We start from the raw sequence: 19,274 nt of genomic DNA on the forward strand, positions 1-19,274 counted from the left end.
CTTCCAGGGGCTTTTTATGAAAGAGTTTTTTCACTATTCTTTATATGCATAACTATATCCCATTGAGGAGGAGTCCATGATGGAATACTGGATTAGAAGAGCCCTCGAAGTGGTGAAAACACCTTTCCTTCTTTTCGACTTGTCGGTCGTGGAGAAGAAGTATCTGGAAATGAAATCTGTTCTCAGAGATGCGGATATTTACTATGCGGTGAAGGCAAACTCGCATCCGCGCATCATTTCCCTTCTTGCCAGATTGGGGTGCAATTTCGATGTGGCTTCCAAGGGAGAGATAGAGAAGCTATTGGCACTTGGGGTGAATGGAAGAAGAATGAGTTTTGGCAACACTATAAAAAGAGAGGAAGACATCGCGTTCGCGTACAAAAATGGTATAAGGCTCTTTGCGGTGGATAGTGAAATGGAGGTGGAAAAGGTTGCTATAAACGCTCCTGGAAGTTTCGTTTTTGTGAGGATGGAAACAGATGGTGCAGACGCGGACTGGCCCCTTTCCAGAAAGTTCGGAACCAATCCAGAGCACGCTCTTCAGATTCTCTTTTATGCTTCGAAGATGAAACTGATACCCGCGGGGTTGAGTTTTCATGTGGGATCTCAGAATCTGAATCCCGAAAGCTGGAAAAAGGCTATCGAAGTCGCAGGAAAAGTGTTCAAGAAAGCCATGAGATCCGGTTTGAATCTTTTCCTCTTGAACATTGGAGGAGGCTTTCCCGTTCAACACAAAAAGCCGATTCCGAGTATGGAAGAGATAGGAAAAGTCATCGAAGAGGCAATAGACGAAAATCTCTGGTTTGTCCACAATTTGAAAGTGATAGCCGAGCCTGGAAGGTATATGGTCGGAGAAGCGGGTTGGCTCGTCACAAAGGTGCTTTTGAAGAGCGAAAGATCCGGTGAAAAATGGGTCTACATCGACGCGGGAGTGTTTCACGGGCTTGCAGAAACCATCCAGAACTTCGAGTACGAGGTCAGGGTTCTCGGAAAAGAAAGAGAGGAACTCGAAGAGTACCATCTGGCGGGTCCCACCTGTGACAGCGTCGATGTGATATACGACAGAATCTTTCTTCCAAAGAGCATCACCTTGAACGATCTTGTGTGCTTCATAAACGCGGGGGCTTACACAGTGGAGTACAACACCCGTTTCAACGGAATAGAACCACCAAAGATGATCTTCATCGAGGAGCTCACAGAGATCTCGATAGAAGAGAAAATCAGAACGCGTGTACTGGATTGAATCATCCCTCAACAACCTTTATGTAAACGCTCCTCGTCCTTGGACCGTCAAATTCGCAGAAATATATTCCCTGCCAGGTTCCAAGGAGGGGGCGTCCGTTTTCTATTATGAGCGTGACAGAAGACCCCAACACTGATGCTTTTATATGAGAATCGGCATTTCCTTCTAGGTGGGTATAACCAGCCGATGGTGGTACCAGTTTGTTCATCGTGTTCATTATATCCTGTCGCACACTCGGATCAGCGTTTTCGTTTATTGTGATACCCGCGGTGGTGTGGGGAACAAAAACCACGCAGATACCATTTTTCACCTTAGATTCTTCTATGACTTTCACAACCTCCGAAGTGATATCCACGAACTGTGTTCGTGAAGAAGTTCGAACTGTGAGTCTTTTCAACATCAACTTCCCTCCCTTCATTTGAAGAACACGTTTGTGATTATCACCACGTGGCCTTCTCTTTCTTCGAAGTCTATCTTTATCTTTTCTTTTTCGACATTGAAGGTTTCGGAAAGCCAGCTGGCGATTCTTTCTTTTATCTTATCCGAATTCTTATCGAGCATTTCTTTTGGAATGATCTCTGTTATGTTCATCTGTTTTCTCTTAGTTGTTCCAACTATCTGTTCCAGTCTTTTTTTGGCCGTTTCTCTGCTCTTATTCTTCTTTCCGAACTCCCAAAATAGGAACTTCATGATATCATCCCCTCTTGAGTTTTGAGAAGAAGTCTTTCAATGCATCGAGAAAACCTTTCGAAACGGTGACAAAGTCGTTCTCCAAAGGCACGCCCTCTCCTCGAATTCTTCTTGCGAGGTTTTCAAAGTTTTTGGAAATTTTCGAATTTCCGTTCAGTGAAACGGGAATTCCCGTGTTTGAGGCAACTATGATATCCTCTGAATCTGGTATAACAGCTATAATCTCCAATGATAGTGTATGTTTGATATCGTCAGTGGTGAGCATTTCGCCCTTTTTCACCATGTGCGGTTTGAATCTGTTTATGATCACGTTTATCTTCTCATCGGAAAATCCAAAGTTTTCCAGAAGCCCTATCACACGATCTGCGTCAGAGATTGCAGGAAGTTCGGGAGTCGTGACAACAAGCACTCTTTCAGCCGGAGCGACGGCGTTTCTGAATCCCCTTTCGATGCCGGCTGGAGAATCGATTATGATGTAGTCGAAATGTGGTATCAGTTCCTTCACAATGGCCTTCATGTCGTTTGGTGAGACCATTTCTTTCGTGGCTATCTGTGAAGCAGGAAGAAGATACAGATTTTTCAGCATTTTATGTTTGACAAGAGCCTCCTGAGGAGAGACTTTACCGTTCACTACATCTATCATGGTGTAAACGATTCTGTTTTCGAGTCCGAGGACTATGTCCAGATTTTTCAGGCCTATGTCGGCATCGATGAGACACACCTTCTCCCCGAGTTTGGCCAGGGCACATCCAAGGTTGGCCGTTACGGTGGTTTTACCCACCCCTCCTTTACCGGAAGTTACAACTATGACATTTCCCATCAATCCCACCCTTTCTTGTTCACCCGAACAGTTTTCTCCTCAAAATATTGTACAATAAAATGTGATCGTACAGAAAATTACTTCACAGGGAAGTGGGACGATGATCAGAAAATTGAAGCCCGATGAGATAAACAATTTCGACCTTGATTTTTTGAATTTCCAGACCACGGAAGAGGTCCCTCCAAACGAGGGTTTCATAGGTCAAAAGAGAGCAAAGGAGGCTATCGAGACGGGAATAAGAATCAAAGAAAAGGGTTACAACATCTTCGTCACGGGAGTGACGGGAACGGGAAGAAGAACCTTTGTCCAGATGATGCTCCAGGATGTTGCGAAGAAACTTCCCGTTCCAAATGACTGGGGATATGTTTACAATTTTGAGAATCCGTATGAACCAAAGGCTATTTCTTTCAAAGCGGGACAGGGAAGAAGGTTTAAAAGAAGACTCGAAGATTTGATCAACGAAGTGGTCGAAGTTTTGAATAAATCCTTCGAAAGTGAGGAGTTCGCAAGAAAAATTTCCGAAAAGGAAGAAAAATACGCTCTCATGAGAAAGCAGCTCTGGGAGAGTTTGGAGGCTAAAGCAAAGGAGCTCGGTTTCATGGTTCAGCTGACTCCAGCCGGTGTCGCTATGTTGCCTGTGGTGGATGGCAGACCACTCTCACCGGAGATGGTGGATGCTCTTCCAGATCAGGCCAAAAAAGAAATCGAAGAAAGGCAGATGAAGTTGAAGCACCTGGTGGACGGAACGCTCTACAGAATCAGGAAGCTGGACATCGAGTTCAGAAAATCCCTCGAAGAATTCCACAAAAGAACGGCCCTCTTCGCCATTGATCCACTCTTTGTTGAAGTGGAGAGTGAATTCGAAAACGAAGCCGTGAGGGAATTTCTCGAATCTATAAAGAAGGATATCGTAGAGAACCTTCTAGACTTTTTGAGAATGGACGCTCGGGAGAGAAAAGAGATCTATATGAGGAAGTACTCTTTGAATTTAATCGTAGACAACTCGGATCTCACTGGAGCTCCTGTCATTTATGAAACAAATCCCTCTTATTCCAACCTGTTCGGGAAGATTGAGTACTATGTGAGAGGTGGTTTTCTCCACACGGATTTCAATATGATAAGGCCGGGTAGTATCCACAAAGCAAATGGTGGCTTTTTGATCGTTGAAGCCGAACGACTTTTGAGTCAACCTTACGCGTGGTACAACCTGAAAAGGGTTCTCATGGAAACTCAGATTTCCGTTGAAAATCTTGAACATACTTTGGGAATTTCAAACACGATCACTCTGAAACCAGAAAAAATACCCCTTGATTTGAAAGTTGTCATCATTGGTACACCTTACCTGTACGAACTCCTTTACGAACTCGATCCAGACTTCAGGAAACTGTTCAGGATAAAAGCGGAGTTCGACTGGGAGATACCCAGAAACGAATTGAACGTTCAGAAGTACGTATCCTTCATCTCGTCCGTCTGTCGAGAAAAAAACCTTCCTCACTTCGACAAAGGTGCGGTGAAGAAAGTCATATGGTACGCAATGAGAAACGCCGGAAACAGCACGAAGCTTTCCGCTGTTTTTGGAGACATAGTGAATCTCATAGTTGAATCGGGGGAACTTGCAAGACTTGAAGGATCAGAAGTTACCACTTCCGATCACGTTCTCAAGGCCTATCAGGCTATGGAGAACAGAGTAAATCTCCTCGAAGAAAAGTACGACGAAATGATAAAAACATTCGATCTCATGATAGAGGTGACCGGATCCAGAGTGGGACAGATAAACGGTCTTACCGTTCTCGATCTTGGTGATCATTCTTTCGGTGTTCCAGTGAAAATCACTGCGAAGGTTTATCTTGGGAGGCCAGGTGTTGTTGACATTCAGCGTGAAGCAGATTTGAGTGGGAAAATCCACAGTAAGGCAGTTCTCATACTGGAGGGATTTCTAGGGAGTAGATACGCTCAGGACTTTCCGCTTTCTGTCGGTGCGTCTATCAGTTTCGAGCAAGTTTACAGTGAAGTGGAGGGAGACAGCGCTTCACTTGCGGAGGCACTGGCTCTCCTTTCTGCTATTTCTAAGGTGCCCATAAAACAGGGAATAGCCGTAACTGGTTCCATAAATCAGCACGGTGAGGTACAACCCGTTGGGGGAATCGTGGAAAAAGTAGAGGGTTTTTACAGGGCCTGTAAAACCCGTGGGTTCGATGGGAAACAGGGTGTGATCATACCCAAAGCCAACGCGAAAAATCTGGTGCTGAAAGATGAAATCGTCCAGGCTATGAAGAAAGGTCTCTTTCATATATGGACCGTGGAAACCATAGACGACGCGATTGAGATCGTTATGGGAATGAAGGCTGGAAAGATTACAAAGACCGGGAAATTCGAAAGAGACAGCGTGAATTATCTGGTCTACCGCGAATTGAAGAAGATGAAAAAGCTCCTCGACGGGGTTTCAGAAGAAAGAAAGAAAAAGAAGAGAAAGGGTAAAAAATGAGATTGCCAACGGTTCTGATAGGAAGATACATCCCGGTTGATTCAATTGTTCACAGACTCGATCCAAGAGCGAAACTCCTGGGTATGATCTTTCTCGTTTCTGCTATATTGATCGTACCCGATCTTTCGCTTTACCTTGTGCCGGGTCTGGCCATTTTTCTTCTTATGTTTCTGAGCCGAACAGGATTCAGAGTTTACCTTGCGGGACTTAGGAGTCTTTGGTTCTTCCTCGTGTTTGCGGTTCTGATTCAGTTCTTTTCCTCACCAGAGGGTGAAAAGATCTTCTGGATAATCACCGACAGAGCCATATGGTCTGCCGTTTACATCATGCTCAGACTGGTACTCATAATCCTCCTCGCCGAGAATTTCTCTGCCACCACTCCTCCCTTGCTTTCTGCCAGGGCCATAGAAAGTATCTTCTCGATATTCGGTGCCAGGAAAATCGGCCATGAAATAGGAATGGTGATGACTATTGCGATGAGATTCGTTCCTATTCTGGCGCTCGAAGCGGACAGGATCTTGAAGGCTCAGATCGCCAGGGGAGCAAACTTCGAAAGAGGGAAGTTTTTCGACAGAATAAGAGCGCTCGTGGTGATAATAGTGCCTCTTCTCATATCGGCCCTCAGAAAAGCCGAAGAGCTGGCTGTAGCCATGGAAGCCCGCCTCTACACAGGTGAGCCTCCAAGAATACGGTTCAAAGACATAAAGTGGAAACCGATAGATACAATCTATGTCCTCTCAACCGCTGGTGTTCTGATGCTTGTTCTCTTCGGTCGTTATTTCGTCGATGGCGTTCTTCAATATGGAGGCTGACTTTCTGAAGGCATCCAGTTCTTCTTCGTTCAATTCCAGTTCGAGAATTCTTTCCACACCGTTCTTTCCAAGGGTCACAGGGACGCTGATACAGATGTCTTTTACACCAAGGTAATCTTCGAGGTAGACGGAAAGCGTCAACACTCTCTTTTCGTCGAAGAAGATGTTCTCCACTATGTCAGCTACGGCGAGCGCTATAGCGTAGTGGGTGGCACCTTTTCTTTCTATGATCTCGTACGCGGCTCTTTTGGTTTTTTCAGCGAACTCCTCCAGTATTTTCGAATCGCACTTTTGACAGATCTGACACATGTTCTTTAGAGGAATACCTCCTATCATGGCGCCACTCCACACGGGAACCTCTGAATCTCCGTGTTCTCCTATCACGTACACATGCACACTTCTTGGAGAAAATCCACAATGCTGTGCTATCAACGTTCTGAGCCTTGCTGTGTCGAGTACCGTTCCGGAACCAAACACTTTCCTGGGATCCATTCCGGATTCTTTGAGGAAGAAATACGTGAGGACATCAACGGGATTCGTGACCACGATGACAATCGAATCGGGAGCGTATTTGGAGACGTTTCGCGCTATTTCTTTCATCACTCTTGCGTTTCTCCCAAGAAGCTGAAGCCTTGTCTCTCCAGGTTTCTGAGGCACTCCCGCAGCAACGATCACCACATCTGATCCTTTCAAGTCTGGGTAATCTCCAGCGTAGATATTCGCTCTTCTTGTGAAAGGTGTTCCGTGAATGAGATCGAGTGCGTCTCCTTCGGCTCTTTTCTTATCGACGTCTATCAAAACCATTTCCCTCGCAAAACCTTTCATCAGAAGTGCAAAGGCTGTGCTGGAACCGACCCTTCCAAGCCCTATGATACCTATTTTCATCAGAATCACCTCCCCGGTGATAGAATACAGTCAGGGTGATATCGTGTTGAAGAAAATCTTTCTGTCACTTTCAATTAGTTTAGCCTTCTTTTTAATTATATCATCCTTCTTTTTACTGGATAAGATGGTATCTTATCTCTTCAAGGGTGAGGTGAAAAACCCTTACGTGTTTCTCGTTCTGGGAAAAGATAAAGAGATCGAACACACCGTTCGAACCGATGTGATAGTTGTTGGTGTGCTGGACTGGAAAAAAGGAAATCTCTCTTTTGTATCGATACCCAGGGATTTGATGATAGAGGGAAAAAAGATCAACGCGATTTACAACACTTATGGAATGGAAAAACTATTTCAGATCATCGAATCACTTCTGGGACAGAAGCCGGATTCTTACGTGATATTCAACTACGAGGCTTTCAAAATACTCGGGGATGAACTGGGACCAATAGAGGTGATACCGAACGAGGTCATGTTTTATGAAGATCTGTCGCAGAATCTCGTCATAGATTTCAAACCTGGGGTTCCTTACAAATTGAATGGAGAACAGCTTCTTGCGTACATAAGATACAGAAAAGACTCCATGGGGGATCTTGCCCGAATAGAAAGACAGAAGGATGTACTGAAGAAACTCCTCAGCAAGGCCCTTTCAAGAAATCCTCTCGAAATTTCCGTACTTTACAAAAAGATAAGTCCTTACATCGAAACGGATATCGGTCTTCCAGAGATTCTAACACTCTTTTCTAAATTGAAAAACAGTGTTAGGGTGAGCTTTTCGACACTTCCGTACAATGTGGATAGCGACGGAAGCATCTTTGTGGATGAAAAAAGACTCGTTTCTTTCAAAGAGAATCTCATTGGAAGCAGTGTTCAGGAAAAATACCGCGTGAACTTCCTCGTTGTGAACACCTCATCGCTTGTTTCGAGGGTATTCGAAGCCAACCTGAGGGGAGTGTGGAAAGACAGGGTTGGATTCGAACCGGACCGTGTTGTCTGGGAAGACGTGGGAATATCGCAGAAATTCGAGGGAGACCATGTCTTCATAGGGGAACCGGAAAAGGAGGACTATATCCTGGAAATTCTGAGGAAAGCGCATCCTTCCAGGCATTTTACGGTGCACAGGTTCGACAGACCGGAAGATTACACGATGTACTACACGATACTGGAAAGCCTCGCAAAGAACAGAATATATCCCGATTTTCCGGTATCTGCTTTGATTCTGATAGACGATTTCAGGGAGTGATTCGATGGATTACAGGCAGCTTCACAGATGGGATCTTCCTCCGGAGGAAGCGATAAAAGTGCAGAACGAACTCAGAAAGAAGATAAAACTCACTCCATACGAAGGAGAGCCCGAGTACGTGGCGGGAGTGGACCTTTCGTTTCCGGGAAAAGAAGAAGGGCTCGCGGTGATAGTGGTACTCGAATATCCTTCTTTCAAAATATTAGAGGTCGTTTCTGAAAGGGGAGAGATAACTTTTCCCTACATTCCGGGGCTCCTTGCTTTCAGAGAAGGACCTCTGTTCTTGAAGGCCTGGGAAAAGCTGAGAACGAAACCCGATGTTGTGGTCTTCGATGGTCAGGGACTGGCACATCCCAGAAAACTTGGGATAGCCTCCCACATGGGACTCTTCATAGAGATCCCGACCATTGGTGTGGCAAAATCCAGACTGTATGGAACGTTCAAAATGCCTGAAGATAAAAGGTGTTCCTGGAGTTATCTCTACGACGGCGAGGAGATAATAGGCTGTGTGATCAGAACAAAGGAAGGAAGTGCTCCTATCTTCGTGTCTCCGGGCCATCTCATGGACATTGAAAGTTCGAAAAGACTGATCAAGGCTTTTACCTTACCCGGAAGAAGGATACCGGAACCCACCAGACTGGCACACATCTACACACAACGGCTCAAAAAAGGCCTTTTCTGAAAGATTTTTCGGCTGTGATAAAATAAATTCAGCCTCAGGATACCAGACACGGGGGTCTGGAGGAGATTGTTTTGAGCGAAAAATGGAAGAAACTCGGTGAGACTTTCAGAAAAAAGAGGGAGGAAAGAAGAATAACCCTTCTCGACGCTTCTCTGTTCACGAACATAAATCCATCGAAATTGAAGCGGATCGAGGAAGGCGATCTGAAGGGACTTGACGCAGAAGTCTATATAAAAAGTTACATAAAACGATACTCGGAGTTTCTCGAACTCTCCCCAGATGAGATGCTCAAACTGTACGAAGAAGGCAAGGAAGAAGTAGCTGAAGAAGTTGAAGAGAAGAAGCCGAGAAAAAAGAAGGAGAAAGAGAAAACAAGGGACCTGGTGATGTTCTTTTTTCTGATAGCAGGACTGGTTTTTCTTCTGTTTTCAGCGGTGGAGAATGTGAAACTGCGGCAGACACCACCTGCTTATCTTGTTGCACCAGAGGAGACGATTGTGAACGGTAAAAGTGTGAGTGGAGAGATTCCTCTTCAAGAAGGAGAGTATATTGTCGAATCCAGAAGCGACGTGGTTCTAAAAACGGCTTCCGAGGAGTGGACAGTGAAGATCAGAAAGTTCGAGGTGAATGTTTCATGGGAGAAGTGAAGGTACCTGACATGGTGAATCTTGTGATGTTCATATTCGCATCGCACATAGATTACTGGTTCAACGAAGTGAGGCCCGTTCTCGAAGGACGTTTTGGGCCCATGGATTACATTTCGGATGTTCTCGATTTCGAGAAGTACACTCTTTACTATTCGGAAGAAATGGGACAGGGTTTGAAGGGAAGACTTGTGAGTTTTGAAAGACTCGTCCATCCTTTCCAGCTGGCGGATATAAAGCGCGAAACCAACGAGATAGAAAAGATGTTCTCGATCGAAGGAAAGAGAAAAGTCAACATAGATCCAGGATACATTCATCACACTCAGTTCGTTCTCGCTTCCACCAAACACTGGGGGAACCGCATCTACATAGGCAAAGGAATCTACGCTGAGGTGACGCTGGTTTACGTGCGGGGAGAATTCAGACACATGGAGTTCACCTATCCAAATTACAGAGAAGAAGAGTACAAAAAGCATCTTGAAAAGATCAGGGAGCTGTACCTCAAAAAGAGGAGGAAAATGATGAAGTGAGGGTTGGTATAAAGGTTCTAGGATGTCCGAAAAACGAAGCGGATTGCGAAGTCCTGGCAGGTGTGTTGAGAGAAGGAGGTCACGAGATAGTTTTCGATGTGAAGGATGCGGATGTGGTTGTGTTGGACACCTGTGCTTTCATAGAGGACGCGAAAAGAGAATCAATAGATGAAATCTTCTCTTTTGTAGATGCAAAGGATCAGTATGGTTACAAATTGGTTGTGAAAGGTTGTCTTGTTCAGCGTTATTACGAAGAGCTGAAGAAAGAAATTCCCGAGGTGGATCAGTGGATAGGTGTTGCAGATCCTGAAGAGATAGCGAATGCCATTGAAAATGGTACAGATCTTGTTCCAGATCAACCAGAGACCGTGTACAGATACAGAAAAAGAATCGATCTGGAGGAGAGACCCTACGCTTACGTGAAGATATCCGACGGGTGTGACAGAGGATGCACTTTCTGTTCCATACCTTCGTTCAAAGGAAGTCTGAGAAGCAGGAGCATAGAAGACATAACGCGAGAGGTGGAAGACCTTTTGAAAGAAGGAAAGAAAGAAATAATCCTCGTCGCTCAGGACACGACGTCCTACGGGATCGATCTCTATAGAAAGCAAGCGCTGCCTGATCTTTTGAGGAGACTGAACAGTCTAAACGGAGAGTTCTGGATCAGGGTTATGTACCTTCATCCGGATCATCTGACAGAGGAAATAATAAGCGCAATGCTGGAACTGGATAAGGTTGTGAAGTATTTCGATGTTCCGGTGCAGCATGGAAGCGATAAAATATTGAAACTAATGGGACGAACGAAGAGTTCAGAAGAGTTGAAAAAAATGCTTTCGAGCATCAGAGAGAGGTTCCCGGACGCGGTTCTTAGAACGAGTATAATCGTGGGATTTCCGGGAGAAACTGAAGAAGACTTCGAAGAACTCAAGCAATTTGTGGAAGAAATTCAGTTTGACAAACTCGGAGCTTTCGTTTATTCGGATGAGGAGGGAACGGTTGCTTTCAACCTCAAAGAGAAAGTTGACCCGGAAATGGCGAAAAGAAGACAGGAAGAACTGCTCCTTCTCCAGGCGGAGATCTCAAACAGCAGGCTTGATAGATTCGTTGGAAAAAAATTGAAGTTCCTGGTTGAGGGAAAAGAAGGGAAGTTTCTTGTGGGAAGGACCTGGACGGAAGCACCTGAAGTGGACGGAGTGGTTTTTGTAAGAGGGAAAGGGAAGATAGGAGACTTTCTTGAAGTGGTGATAAAAGAGCACGACGAGTACGACATGTGGGGGTCAGTGATATGAATCTTGCGAACTTTTTTTCTTTGTTGAGAGCGGCGCTGGTAATTCCTGTTGTCTGGTTTTACATGGAAGGATGGATCTCTTTGTCGTTCCTGATTTTTGTATTTGCGGCTTTCACAGATTATCTCGATGGTTTTTTTGCGAGGAAGAAAAACCAGGTAACGGATTTTGGAAAGGTCTTCGATCAGGTTTCTGACAAGATTCTCGTGATATCCACGGCAGTGGCCATGTTGGATGTTCTTCCGTTGTGGTACGTTCTGGTTGTCTTTGCAAGAGACACCTTTGTAAACGGGCTCAGAATACTCGCAGCCAGCAGAGGAAACGTTGTGCCAGCGAGGTGGATAGGGAAGGCGAAGACTGTTTCTCAATTTGTGGTGTTGATCGCTGCGTATCTCTTCAAGATGGGCTTTTTGAGTAACGCACTTCTCATGTTTTTTGTGGTGCTCTCACTCACAGTAACGGTGATCTCCTGGATTACGTACACGATCGATATTGCAAGAATCACGAAATTGGAGGGATAGTTCATGAGGACCTTCATTGCTATCGATGTTAACGAAGAAGTCAAGAAGCAAGCTTCTGAAATCATAGAAAAACTCATGAGAAGAGGTTTTGGTGCAACGTGGGTTTCTGAAGAAAACATGCACCTCACACTTTTTTTCCTGGGGGAGGTTGACGAACAAAAAATCTCTGAAATAGCCGAACACCTCTGTAGAAGGGTGAGAGGTTTTCCTTCTTTTTCGTTCACCGTGAAGGGTTTTGGGTACTTCAAAAGGAAGATGTCTCCGCGCGTCTTCTGGCTCGGAGTGGAGAACACTGATCGCCTGATGAAACTCTACGAAGAGCTCAGAAACGAGCTGTCTCACCACGGTTTTTCGTTTGAAGAGAAGTTCGTCCCTCACATTACGATTGGAAGGGTGAAGTACTACCCGGACAAATGGGAAAAACTGATCGAAGACATCGATTTTCCACCCATCGAAGTTGCTGTGGACAGATTCAAGATTTACTCGTCCACGTTAACACCGACGGGTCCCATCTACAGAGTTCTTTACGAATGCCAGTTTGAAGGAGGATTGATCAGGTATGTCTGATGAAAAACAGAAAAAGAGTGTCCTGGAAAAAGCGTTGAAGAGAATAGAAGAGAACTTTGGAAAGGGTTCCATAATGATCCTGGGTGATGAAACCCAGGTTCAGCCTGTAGAGGTGATACCAACAGGGTCTCTCGCCATCGATATCGCAACGGGTGTTGGAGGATACCCAAGAGGAAGGATTGTGGAAATCTTTGGTCAGGAATCGAGCGGAAAAACCACCCTCGCGCTTCACGCCATAGCAGAGGCCCAGAAGATGGGAGGAGTGGCTGCTTTCATAGACGCAGAACACGCACTGGACCCTGTTTACGCGAAAAACCTTGGAGTGGATCTGAAGAGTCTTCTCATCTCTCAGCCTGATCATGGAGAGCAAGCACTCGAAATAGTGGATGAACTCGTAAGAAGTGGTGTGGTCGACCTCATAGTTGTTGATTCCGTTGCGGCTCTCGTTCCCAGAGCGGAAATAGAAGGTGCCATGGGAGACATGCAGGTGGGTCTTCAGGCGCGTCTCATGTCTCAGGCACTGAGAAAGATCGCGGGAAGTGTGAACAAATCCAAGGCGGTAGTTATATTCACAAACCAGATCAGAATGAAGATAGGCGTTATGTTTGGAAGCCCGGAAACCACGACCGGCGGACTCGCCTTGAAATTCTACGCAACCATGAGGATGGAAGTCAGGAGGGGTGAACCTATAAAGGAAGGAAAAGATGTGATAGGCAACGTGATAAGTGTAAAGATCGTGAAGAACAAGGTTGCTCCTCCGTTCAAAACCGCTCAGACGTACATCATATACGGGAAAGGGATCGATAGAGAGTACGAGCTGTTCAATATCGCTGTTGAGGAAAGCATGGTAGAAAGAAAAGGTAGCTGGTATTACTACACCACTCTCAAAGGTGAGGAAGTTTCCCTTGGGCAGGGAAGCTCGAACGCCGTTCAGTTTCTCAAAGATAACCCTGAAATAGCAGGAGAGATCGAAAGGAGAATAAGAGAAAAATATGGATTACTATCAGTGGAGAAAGAAGAACAGAAGAAGGAAGAGAAATCTTCAGACGAAGAAGCCTCTTAATTATGCGTTGAAGCTCCTAAAGTATCGAGTCAGATTTGAAGACGAACTTCGCGAGCGGTTGAAGAAACAGGGCTTCGCAGATGAGGAAGTGGAAAGTACCATTAATACCTTGAAGAAGCAGGGATATCTGGACGATGAAAAAGCGGCTTATCTCTTTGCACTCGACGAAATGCGGTTGAAACTCTTTGGACCGAGAGTTGTGAGGATGAAGCTCAAATCACTTGGAGTGGATGAAGAGATCATAGAAAGAGCGATCGAAAAGGCTCTGGAGGAGATCGATTTTCACGAAGAATTGAAGAGATTGAAAGGTCGATTCAAAGATCGATGGGAGTTAAGAGATTATCTCTACAGAAGAGGGTTCGATCCTTCTCTCATCGAGGAAATTCTCAATAAAATAGATGGAGGTGAAGAATGATGCTGTGGTACATAGTAGCAGGAGCCGGTGGTCTTCTGATTGGATACTTAATAGCAAGTTATCAGATAAATCAAAAGCTCAGAAAAGCGAAAGAAGACGCTCAAACCATAATCGAGAAAGCAGAAAAAGAAGCAAACGAGATAAAAAAGAAAGCGATAATAGAAGGAAGAGAGGAAGTTCACAGGCTCAGAGAGGAATTCGAGAAAGAGCGATCCAGAAGAGAAGAAGAATTGAGAGCGTTTGAGGAAAGAATTTTAAAGAGAGAAGAACTCCTGACGAGGAAAGAGGAAAACCTTGAAAAAAGGGAACATCAGATTGAGGAACTCAAAGCAAATCTGGAAGAGAAAATGAGAGAGGTCGAAGAAAAGGAAAAAAGAATCGACGAAGAATTGAAGCGTCTTGCCGGTATGACTGTGGAAGAAGCAAGAGAGCTCATTCTCGAAGAAGCCAGGCAGAGGTACGAACACGACCTTGCGAAACTCTACAAAGAGATGAAAGAACAGGTTGAAGAAGAAGTCGAAAAGGAAGCCAAGAAAGTCATAGCATTCGCTGTTCAGAGATACGCACCGGATTATGTAGGAGAAATCACCGTTTCTACCGTTTCACTTCCGTCGGACGACATGAAGGGAAGAATCATAGGCAGAGAAGGAAGAAACATCAGAACGTTTGAAAAGATCACGGGTGTGGACTTGATAATAGACGACACCCCGGAAGTGGTGGTTCTTTCCTGCTTTAACCCTCTGAGAAGAGAGATAGCCCGTATCACACTGGAAAAACTGGTGGCGGATGGAAGAATACATCCTGCAAGGATCGAAGAAATGTACGAAAAAGCAAAGCAGGAAGTGGAGAAAGCCATAAAAGAAGCTGGACAAGAGGCGACGTTCAAAGCGGGTGTTATGGGGCTCCATCCGGAGCTTGTGAAACTCCTTGGAAAATTGAAATACAGAACGAGCTATGGCCAAAACGTTCTGAACCATTCGATAGAAGTGGCTCTGCTCGCCGGTTACATGGCTTCTGAACTTGGGCTAAACGCGGACAAAGCGAGAAGAGGAGGACTCCTCCACGATATAGGAAAAGCTGTTGATCAGGAGCTGGAAGGTTCACACACGACCATAGGTGCAGAGCTTGCCCGAAGATACGGAGAAAAAGAAGACATCATAAACATGATTCTCAGCCATCACGGAGAAGAAGAACCCATGACACCTGAAGCAGTACTCGTGGCAGCTGCCGATGCTCTCTCTGCGGCAAGACCAGGTGCGAGAAGAGAGAGTCTGGAAAACTACATCAAACGTCTTATGAAGCTGGAGGAGATAGCAAAAAGCTTCAAGTACGTTGAAAAGGCCTACGCCATTCAGGCTGGAAGAGAAATTAGAGTGATTGTGGAACCCGACAAAGTGGATGACGCTCTCGCTGAAAAACTCGCCTACGATATTTCTAAAAAGATAGAAGAAGAGCTCGAGTATCCTGGTGTTCTGAAAGTTGTGGTGATAAGAGAGAAAAGAAGCGTCGCTTACGCAAAGTAAGAGTTTTGGTACGGAAAACCTTCAAGCCCCCATCAGGGGGCTTTTGTTTTTTGTGAATTTTGATTAAAATTGAGATTTTGCATCATAATCCTGAATAATTTCTCTTAATTGGAAATAGTTGAAGTTATTCGTCTGAAATAGATCTTGATTTAACACGGAGATTTTTGTATAAACGATATGTAAGCGCTTACAGGAGGTGTAATCTGTGCCAACAATAGAAGATGTCGCAAAGCTTGCCGGGGTTTCCATCGCAACTGTTTCAAGAGTGATAAACGGTTCGGGTTATGTTTCGGAAAAAACAAGATATAAAGTCTGGAAAGCCATTGAAGAGCTGGGTTATAAGCCAGAGATTTCAGCGAAGCTCCTTGCTTCGAAGGGAAAACTGTTCAATATCCATGTGTTTGCCAGTAAAAGAATACTGTCGCCTCTTCAAAGCAATGGCATTTTGGGAGAGTTCTACGGAGTGATAATAAGAGCCATTGAGGAAAATTGTGGAAGACTTGGAATGAATGTAGAACTGAAAATGCTCGAGAACTTTTTTGAGTCAAATGGAGCCGATGGTTACATATTCATAGGGGGAGATCTCTCGGAGAAGACTTTGAAGGAAATCAAATCGAGGAAGAAACCTTTTGTTCTGGTGGACCATTACATTCCCGGAGAGCGTGTGGATTGTGTGATAAGTGACGGATACGATGGAGCGCTTTATGCGACAAATTACCTCATTTCTAAAGGTTTCAGACGAATCGTTCACATTCACGGTCCGCTGCATCCATACGGTTTCAAGATGAGATACGACGGTTATAAAGACGCAATGGAAAAAGCAGGATTAATGCCTCGATTTTATGAGTGCGATGACACAGAAGAAGGAACCAGAAAAGTTATCGACATCATGTTGAACTCTTATGGCACACCGGAAGCTATTTTCACTTCCAACGATAGCATCGCGTTCTGGACGATAAAACGCCTCAAAGAGCATGGTATCAGAGTGCCAGAAGATGTTTCTGTAATAGGTTTTGACGATATTGTTGATGCTGAAAACTTCGATCCTCCTTTGACGACACTGAGGGTCTTCAAGTACGAAATGGGCTGTCTTGCGTGTAAGCGCTTACATGAATTGCTAACTGGCATTAATCCACACCCTGTTCGCATTCTTGTTTTCACACAGTTTGTAAAGAGAAAAAGCACAAAATAACATCAACCTTTTATAAAGGAGGGATACGTATGTGGAAGAGAGTACTTCTTGTTATGCTCGTTGTTCTTTCTGTCTTTGCATTCGCCGAGGTCAAGAAAATAGTGTTCTGGACAGCACCAAACCCGAATCAGGAAACTTTCTGGAAAGAACTCGTTGAAAAGTGGAACGCAGAACATCCGGATGTTCAGATCGAGTGGTCGGTTATCCCAGCCGCTGGAAGTTCTGAAGAAGCCATTTTGAACGCTATCGCAGCTGGAAACGCACCAGATATTTGTACCAACATATTCAGTGGCTTTGCTGCCCAGCTCGCAGAAGAACTGGATGTTCTCGTTGCTTTCGATGAGGAGTTTGGAGAAGAGTTTTGGAAACTTGCGGACGCAAGGAAAATGAGAGGCATACTCGAGGGCTGGAAGCTCAACGGACATTACTACGTCATACCCATTTACTCCAACCCCATGCTCTTCTGGTGGAGAGGAGATCTTCTGAAAGAACTTGGATACGAAAAACCTCCAAGAACTTACTCTGAGATTTACGAACTGGCAAAGAAATGGGTTGTTCCGAAAGAAAAGTACGTTATAAGAGCAGTCGCTGGGAGAAACTGGTGGGACAGATGGTTCGACTTCATAACGTTCTACTATGCGGCAAGTGGTGGAAAACCCTACATCGAAAATGGTAAAGCCGTCTTCAATAACGAGTACGGAAAAGCCGTCGCTGAATTCATCTACACACTTTTCAAGAACGGTTGGACCGCTGTGGATCTGGGCCAAGATCCTTTCGAAAACGGTACGATCCTTGGTCAGCTCATGGGACCATGGCACCTGAGCTACACAAAAGAACACTATCCCGAAGTGTACCCGCACATAGTGATGACACCTCCTCCCGTTCCAGATAATTACCCCGAAGACAAACCAATCTACACCTTTGCGGATACTAAAGGACTCGTTATGTTCGAACATTGCAAATACAAGAAGGAAGCCTTTGAATTCATCAAATGGGTCTTCTCCAACGCACAGAACGACGCACGCTGGATCGAGCTCACAAGGATGCCGCCCGCAAGAGAAGATCTTGGAACGAATCCGGTGTTCGCCGAGTACATGAAGGATCCTTACTTTGCAAAGATCGCAGAAGCTGTGGCTTACGCTGTACCGCCTGCGCTGATTACCAACACAATAGACGTCCAGAACGCCATGACCACATATCTGATGGAGCCTCTCATGTATCTGAAAGCTACACCCGAAGAGGCTCTAAAACAGGCTGTTAAAGAAATCAACGCACTCCTGTGGTGAGGGGGGATTTCCCTCTCACCTTTATTTTTCCTTATTGGGGGTGAAATTATGAAAGGTTTCTTTGTGTCAATGTTACTTCTAATTAGTTTTGTTCTTTTCGGCACCAATTTTTCGATACCTGTAGTAGCTGGGGATGTTGAAGTACCTGTTGTTATGAAATTTTCGCATTTTCTTGACTTAATACCAGAAGATTTCGAGCCTGTCTGGGATAGTATTAGGATTTACTTTGATGGAAAGGAAATCCCTTATCAAGTGGAAGATGTTGATGGAAACGGCAAAATTTCAGCACAAGATTATCTTGTGTTTCTTGCAAAAGGAAAAGGAGAAATTGTGTTTTCAGATGAGAGAGTGAGTAAACCTGAATATGAAAAGGTTTTTGATGTGATTGAGACAGAAACTGGTTGGGAGATAAAATCTGAAAAAATTGGAGCAACAGTCAACAAACGGGGTCTTGCGAAGATCATCAGATACGAAAATATTGAAGGTACTATTTTGGATGAAATAGGCATAGCTAGAGTGAGTGGTTGGCCAGAATCGACTTTCTATGTTGATGGAAATCTTGGCAATCACTATGAAGAAACTTCAGGTGCTTTCAGAATAGTTTCTGTGAAAATAATAGGCGCTGGTCCTGTTGCCGCTGGTATAATGACAACCCTGGCCTCTGAAAAGTTTAGAGGTTTGATACAAAATCTGGTGGTTCATATTTTCTGCAATGGTGATATACTTGTTGACAATTCTTTTGAATTCGAGAATTACGCTGATATAATGAAACTTCAGACGATGGTAACAAGACCTTTGGCAATTCTGTTTGAAGACACTTTACATATACTTCCTGTTTTCAGAAGACTGATCTGGGCTGATCAGTTAGGCGTCACTCCTTACGAGTATTGGTTGGAAAGGAATGCAGTGACCTGGGTTGATAAGTTACCCTACATCGTTTTTCCTGCAAAAGATAGTATGAAACCTCTCTGGTGGGGGGCAACTTATATATTCGCTTCCATGGAACGCTGGAGAACAAACTTTTCACCCATTGCACGAATAGGCGTGGCAGAAATACTCCCCGAGAATCCACTTGTTCCTTCAGACTATAGGAAATGGCTCGATGGGGACACCTGGATATATGAAAGTCTTGAATTCAGGGATGGTGTTTTTAAGTGGATGCCCAGTGAGTTCGAGGTTTATTCCGCCACAAAGGGAATCTATTCTATGAGACTGGAAGATATGCCAAACAGATACAAATACGGCGATGTTGTTCGTCATCTCAGACTCTTCAGTATTTATGAGGCTGAAGGTGTAGAATCCGCCGTACGATTTTTAGAGAAAAAGAGTGAATCTTTCAGAAATCTGAAGATTGGGGGGAAACCCTTCAGAGAATTTTGATGGGGGTTTTCCC

Annotated in this window: 20 protein-coding genes; 16 read left to right on the top strand and 4 right to left on the bottom strand. The window is 44.7% G+C overall.

Features of this window, described 5'->3' with window-relative positions; all coding sequences use genetic code 11:
- Positions 1-76 precede the first annotated feature (76 nt).
- Positions 77-1,243, top strand: a complete 1,167-nt coding sequence (locus MC24_RS02205) for a type III PLP-dependent enzyme (protein ID WP_038052151.1) — start codon at positions 77-79, stop codon at positions 1,241-1,243.
- 1 nt (position 1,244) lies between these two features.
- On the opposite strand, the gene MC24_RS02210 is transcribed toward MC24_RS02205, so the two are convergent.
- Genes MC24_RS02210 through minD form a run of 3 tightly spaced genes read right to left on the bottom strand, consistent with a single transcriptional unit; the run spans position 1,245 to position 2,753 of the window.
- The gene (locus tag MC24_RS02210; protein WP_038052154.1) at positions 1,245-1,643 is read right to left on the bottom strand and encodes a secondary thiamine-phosphate synthase enzyme YjbQ; all 399 of its coding nucleotides are present in this window, start codon (positions 1,641-1,643) and stop codon (positions 1,245-1,247) included.
- Between the two features lie 14 nt (positions 1,644-1,657).
- Positions 1,658-1,933 (bottom strand): hypothetical protein, encoded by a 276-nt coding sequence (locus tag MC24_RS02215; protein ID WP_038052156.1) that lies wholly within the window; start codon positions 1,931-1,933, stop codon positions 1,658-1,660.
- 4 nt (positions 1,934-1,937) lie between these two features.
- Positions 1,938-2,753: a septum site-determining protein MinD gene (gene minD / locus MC24_RS02220; protein WP_038052158.1), complete on the bottom strand. Its 816-nt coding sequence runs from the start codon at positions 2,751-2,753 to the stop codon at positions 1,938-1,940.
- A 100-nt stretch (positions 2,754-2,853) separates the two neighbouring features.
- Between minD and MC24_RS02225 the strand changes: the two genes are divergently transcribed.
- Together MC24_RS02225 and ecfT are read left to right on the top strand one after the other, a co-directional pair.
- Entirely contained in the window at positions 2,854-5,238 is a 2,385-nt protein-coding gene (locus MC24_RS02225; RefSeq protein ID WP_038052160.1) for a Lon protease family protein, read from the top strand.
- On the top strand, positions 5,235-6,050 hold the full coding sequence (gene ecfT, locus MC24_RS02230) for an energy-coupling factor transporter transmembrane protein EcfT (RefSeq protein ID WP_038052162.1): 816 nt from the start codon (positions 5,235-5,237) through the stop codon (positions 6,048-6,050). The genes MC24_RS02225 and ecfT overlap by 4 nt, the downstream gene beginning before the upstream one ends.
- Here the strand turns inward: ecfT and MC24_RS02235 are convergent.
- Positions 5,976-6,935: an L-lactate dehydrogenase gene (locus tag MC24_RS02235; RefSeq protein ID WP_038052163.1), complete on the bottom strand. Its 960-nt coding sequence runs from the start codon at positions 6,933-6,935 to the stop codon at positions 5,976-5,978. The two genes, ecfT and MC24_RS02235, sit on opposite strands and share 75 nt — an antisense overlap.
- Before the next feature lie 166 nt (positions 6,936-7,101).
- Here MC24_RS02235 and MC24_RS02240 point away from each other — a divergent pair, with 166 nt between their 5' ends.
- The 13 genes from MC24_RS02240 (at position 7,102) to MC24_RS02300 (ending at position 19,261) form a co-directional block, all read left to right on the top strand.
- Entirely contained in the window at positions 7,102-8,172 is a 1,071-nt protein-coding gene (locus MC24_RS02240; RefSeq protein ID WP_235280277.1) for an LCP family protein, read from the top strand.
- Positions 8,173-8,176: 4 nt separating this feature from the next.
- Complete coding sequence (gene nfi / locus MC24_RS02245) at positions 8,177-8,854, top strand: endonuclease V (protein WP_011943494.1); 678 nt, start codon at positions 8,177-8,179, stop codon at positions 8,852-8,854.
- Positions 8,855-8,925: 71 nt separating this feature from the next.
- Entirely contained in the window at positions 8,926-9,501 is a 576-nt protein-coding gene (locus MC24_RS02250) for a helix-turn-helix domain-containing protein (protein ID WP_038052166.1), read from the top strand.
- Positions 9,489-10,028, top strand: coding sequence for a DUF4416 family protein (locus MC24_RS02255; protein ID WP_038033184.1), 540 nt, complete (start codon positions 9,489-9,491; stop codon positions 10,026-10,028). The genes MC24_RS02250 and MC24_RS02255 overlap by 13 nt, the downstream gene beginning before the upstream one ends.
- Positions 10,025-11,317 (top strand): 30S ribosomal protein S12 methylthiotransferase RimO, encoded by a 1,293-nt coding sequence (gene rimO / locus MC24_RS02260; protein WP_004082413.1) that lies wholly within the window; start codon positions 10,025-10,027, stop codon positions 11,315-11,317. Before MC24_RS02255 ends, rimO begins: the two co-directional genes overlap by 4 nt.
- Positions 11,314-11,835 carry a CDP-alcohol phosphatidyltransferase family protein gene (locus MC24_RS02265; RefSeq protein ID WP_004082412.1) on the top strand — a complete coding sequence of 174 codons (522 nt, stop codon included), beginning with the start codon at positions 11,314-11,316 and terminating at the stop codon, positions 11,833-11,835. Before rimO ends, MC24_RS02265 begins: the two co-directional genes overlap by 4 nt.
- Before the next feature lie 3 nt (positions 11,836-11,838).
- Positions 11,839-12,402 (top strand): RNA 2',3'-cyclic phosphodiesterase, encoded by a 564-nt coding sequence (gene thpR / locus MC24_RS02270; RefSeq protein WP_011943498.1) that lies wholly within the window; start codon positions 11,839-11,841, stop codon positions 12,400-12,402.
- A complete protein-coding gene (gene recA / locus MC24_RS02275; protein ID WP_011943499.1) occupies positions 12,395-13,465 on the top strand; it encodes a recombinase RecA in 1,071 nt (356 codons plus the stop codon). Before thpR ends, recA begins: the two co-directional genes overlap by 8 nt.
- Entirely contained in the window at positions 13,395-13,880 is a 486-nt protein-coding gene (locus MC24_RS02280; protein WP_011943500.1) for a regulatory protein RecX, read from the top strand. The genes recA and MC24_RS02280 overlap by 71 nt, the downstream gene beginning before the upstream one ends.
- Entirely contained in the window at positions 13,880-15,403 is a 1,524-nt protein-coding gene (rny, locus tag MC24_RS02285) for a ribonuclease Y (RefSeq protein WP_011943501.1), read from the top strand. Before MC24_RS02280 ends, rny begins: the two co-directional genes overlap by 1 nt.
- A gap of 205 nt (positions 15,404-15,608) precedes the next feature.
- A complete protein-coding gene (locus tag MC24_RS02290) occupies positions 15,609-16,595 on the top strand; it encodes a LacI family DNA-binding transcriptional regulator (protein WP_011943502.1) in 987 nt (328 codons plus the stop codon).
- Between the two features lie 29 nt (positions 16,596-16,624).
- Entirely contained in the window at positions 16,625-17,881 is a 1,257-nt protein-coding gene (locus MC24_RS02295) for an extracellular solute-binding protein (RefSeq protein WP_012896069.1), read from the top strand.
- A 48-nt stretch (positions 17,882-17,929) separates the two neighbouring features.
- The gene (locus MC24_RS02300) at positions 17,930-19,261 is read left to right on the top strand and encodes a hypothetical protein (RefSeq protein WP_012896068.1); all 1,332 of its coding nucleotides are present in this window, start codon (positions 17,930-17,932) and stop codon (positions 19,259-19,261) included.
- The last annotated feature ends 13 nt before the right edge of the window (positions 19,262-19,274 follow it).

Source organism: Thermotoga sp. Mc24, assembly GCF_000784835.1.
In the GTDB taxonomy this organism is placed as follows: Bacteria; Thermotogota; Thermotogae; order Thermotogales; family Thermotogaceae; genus Thermotoga.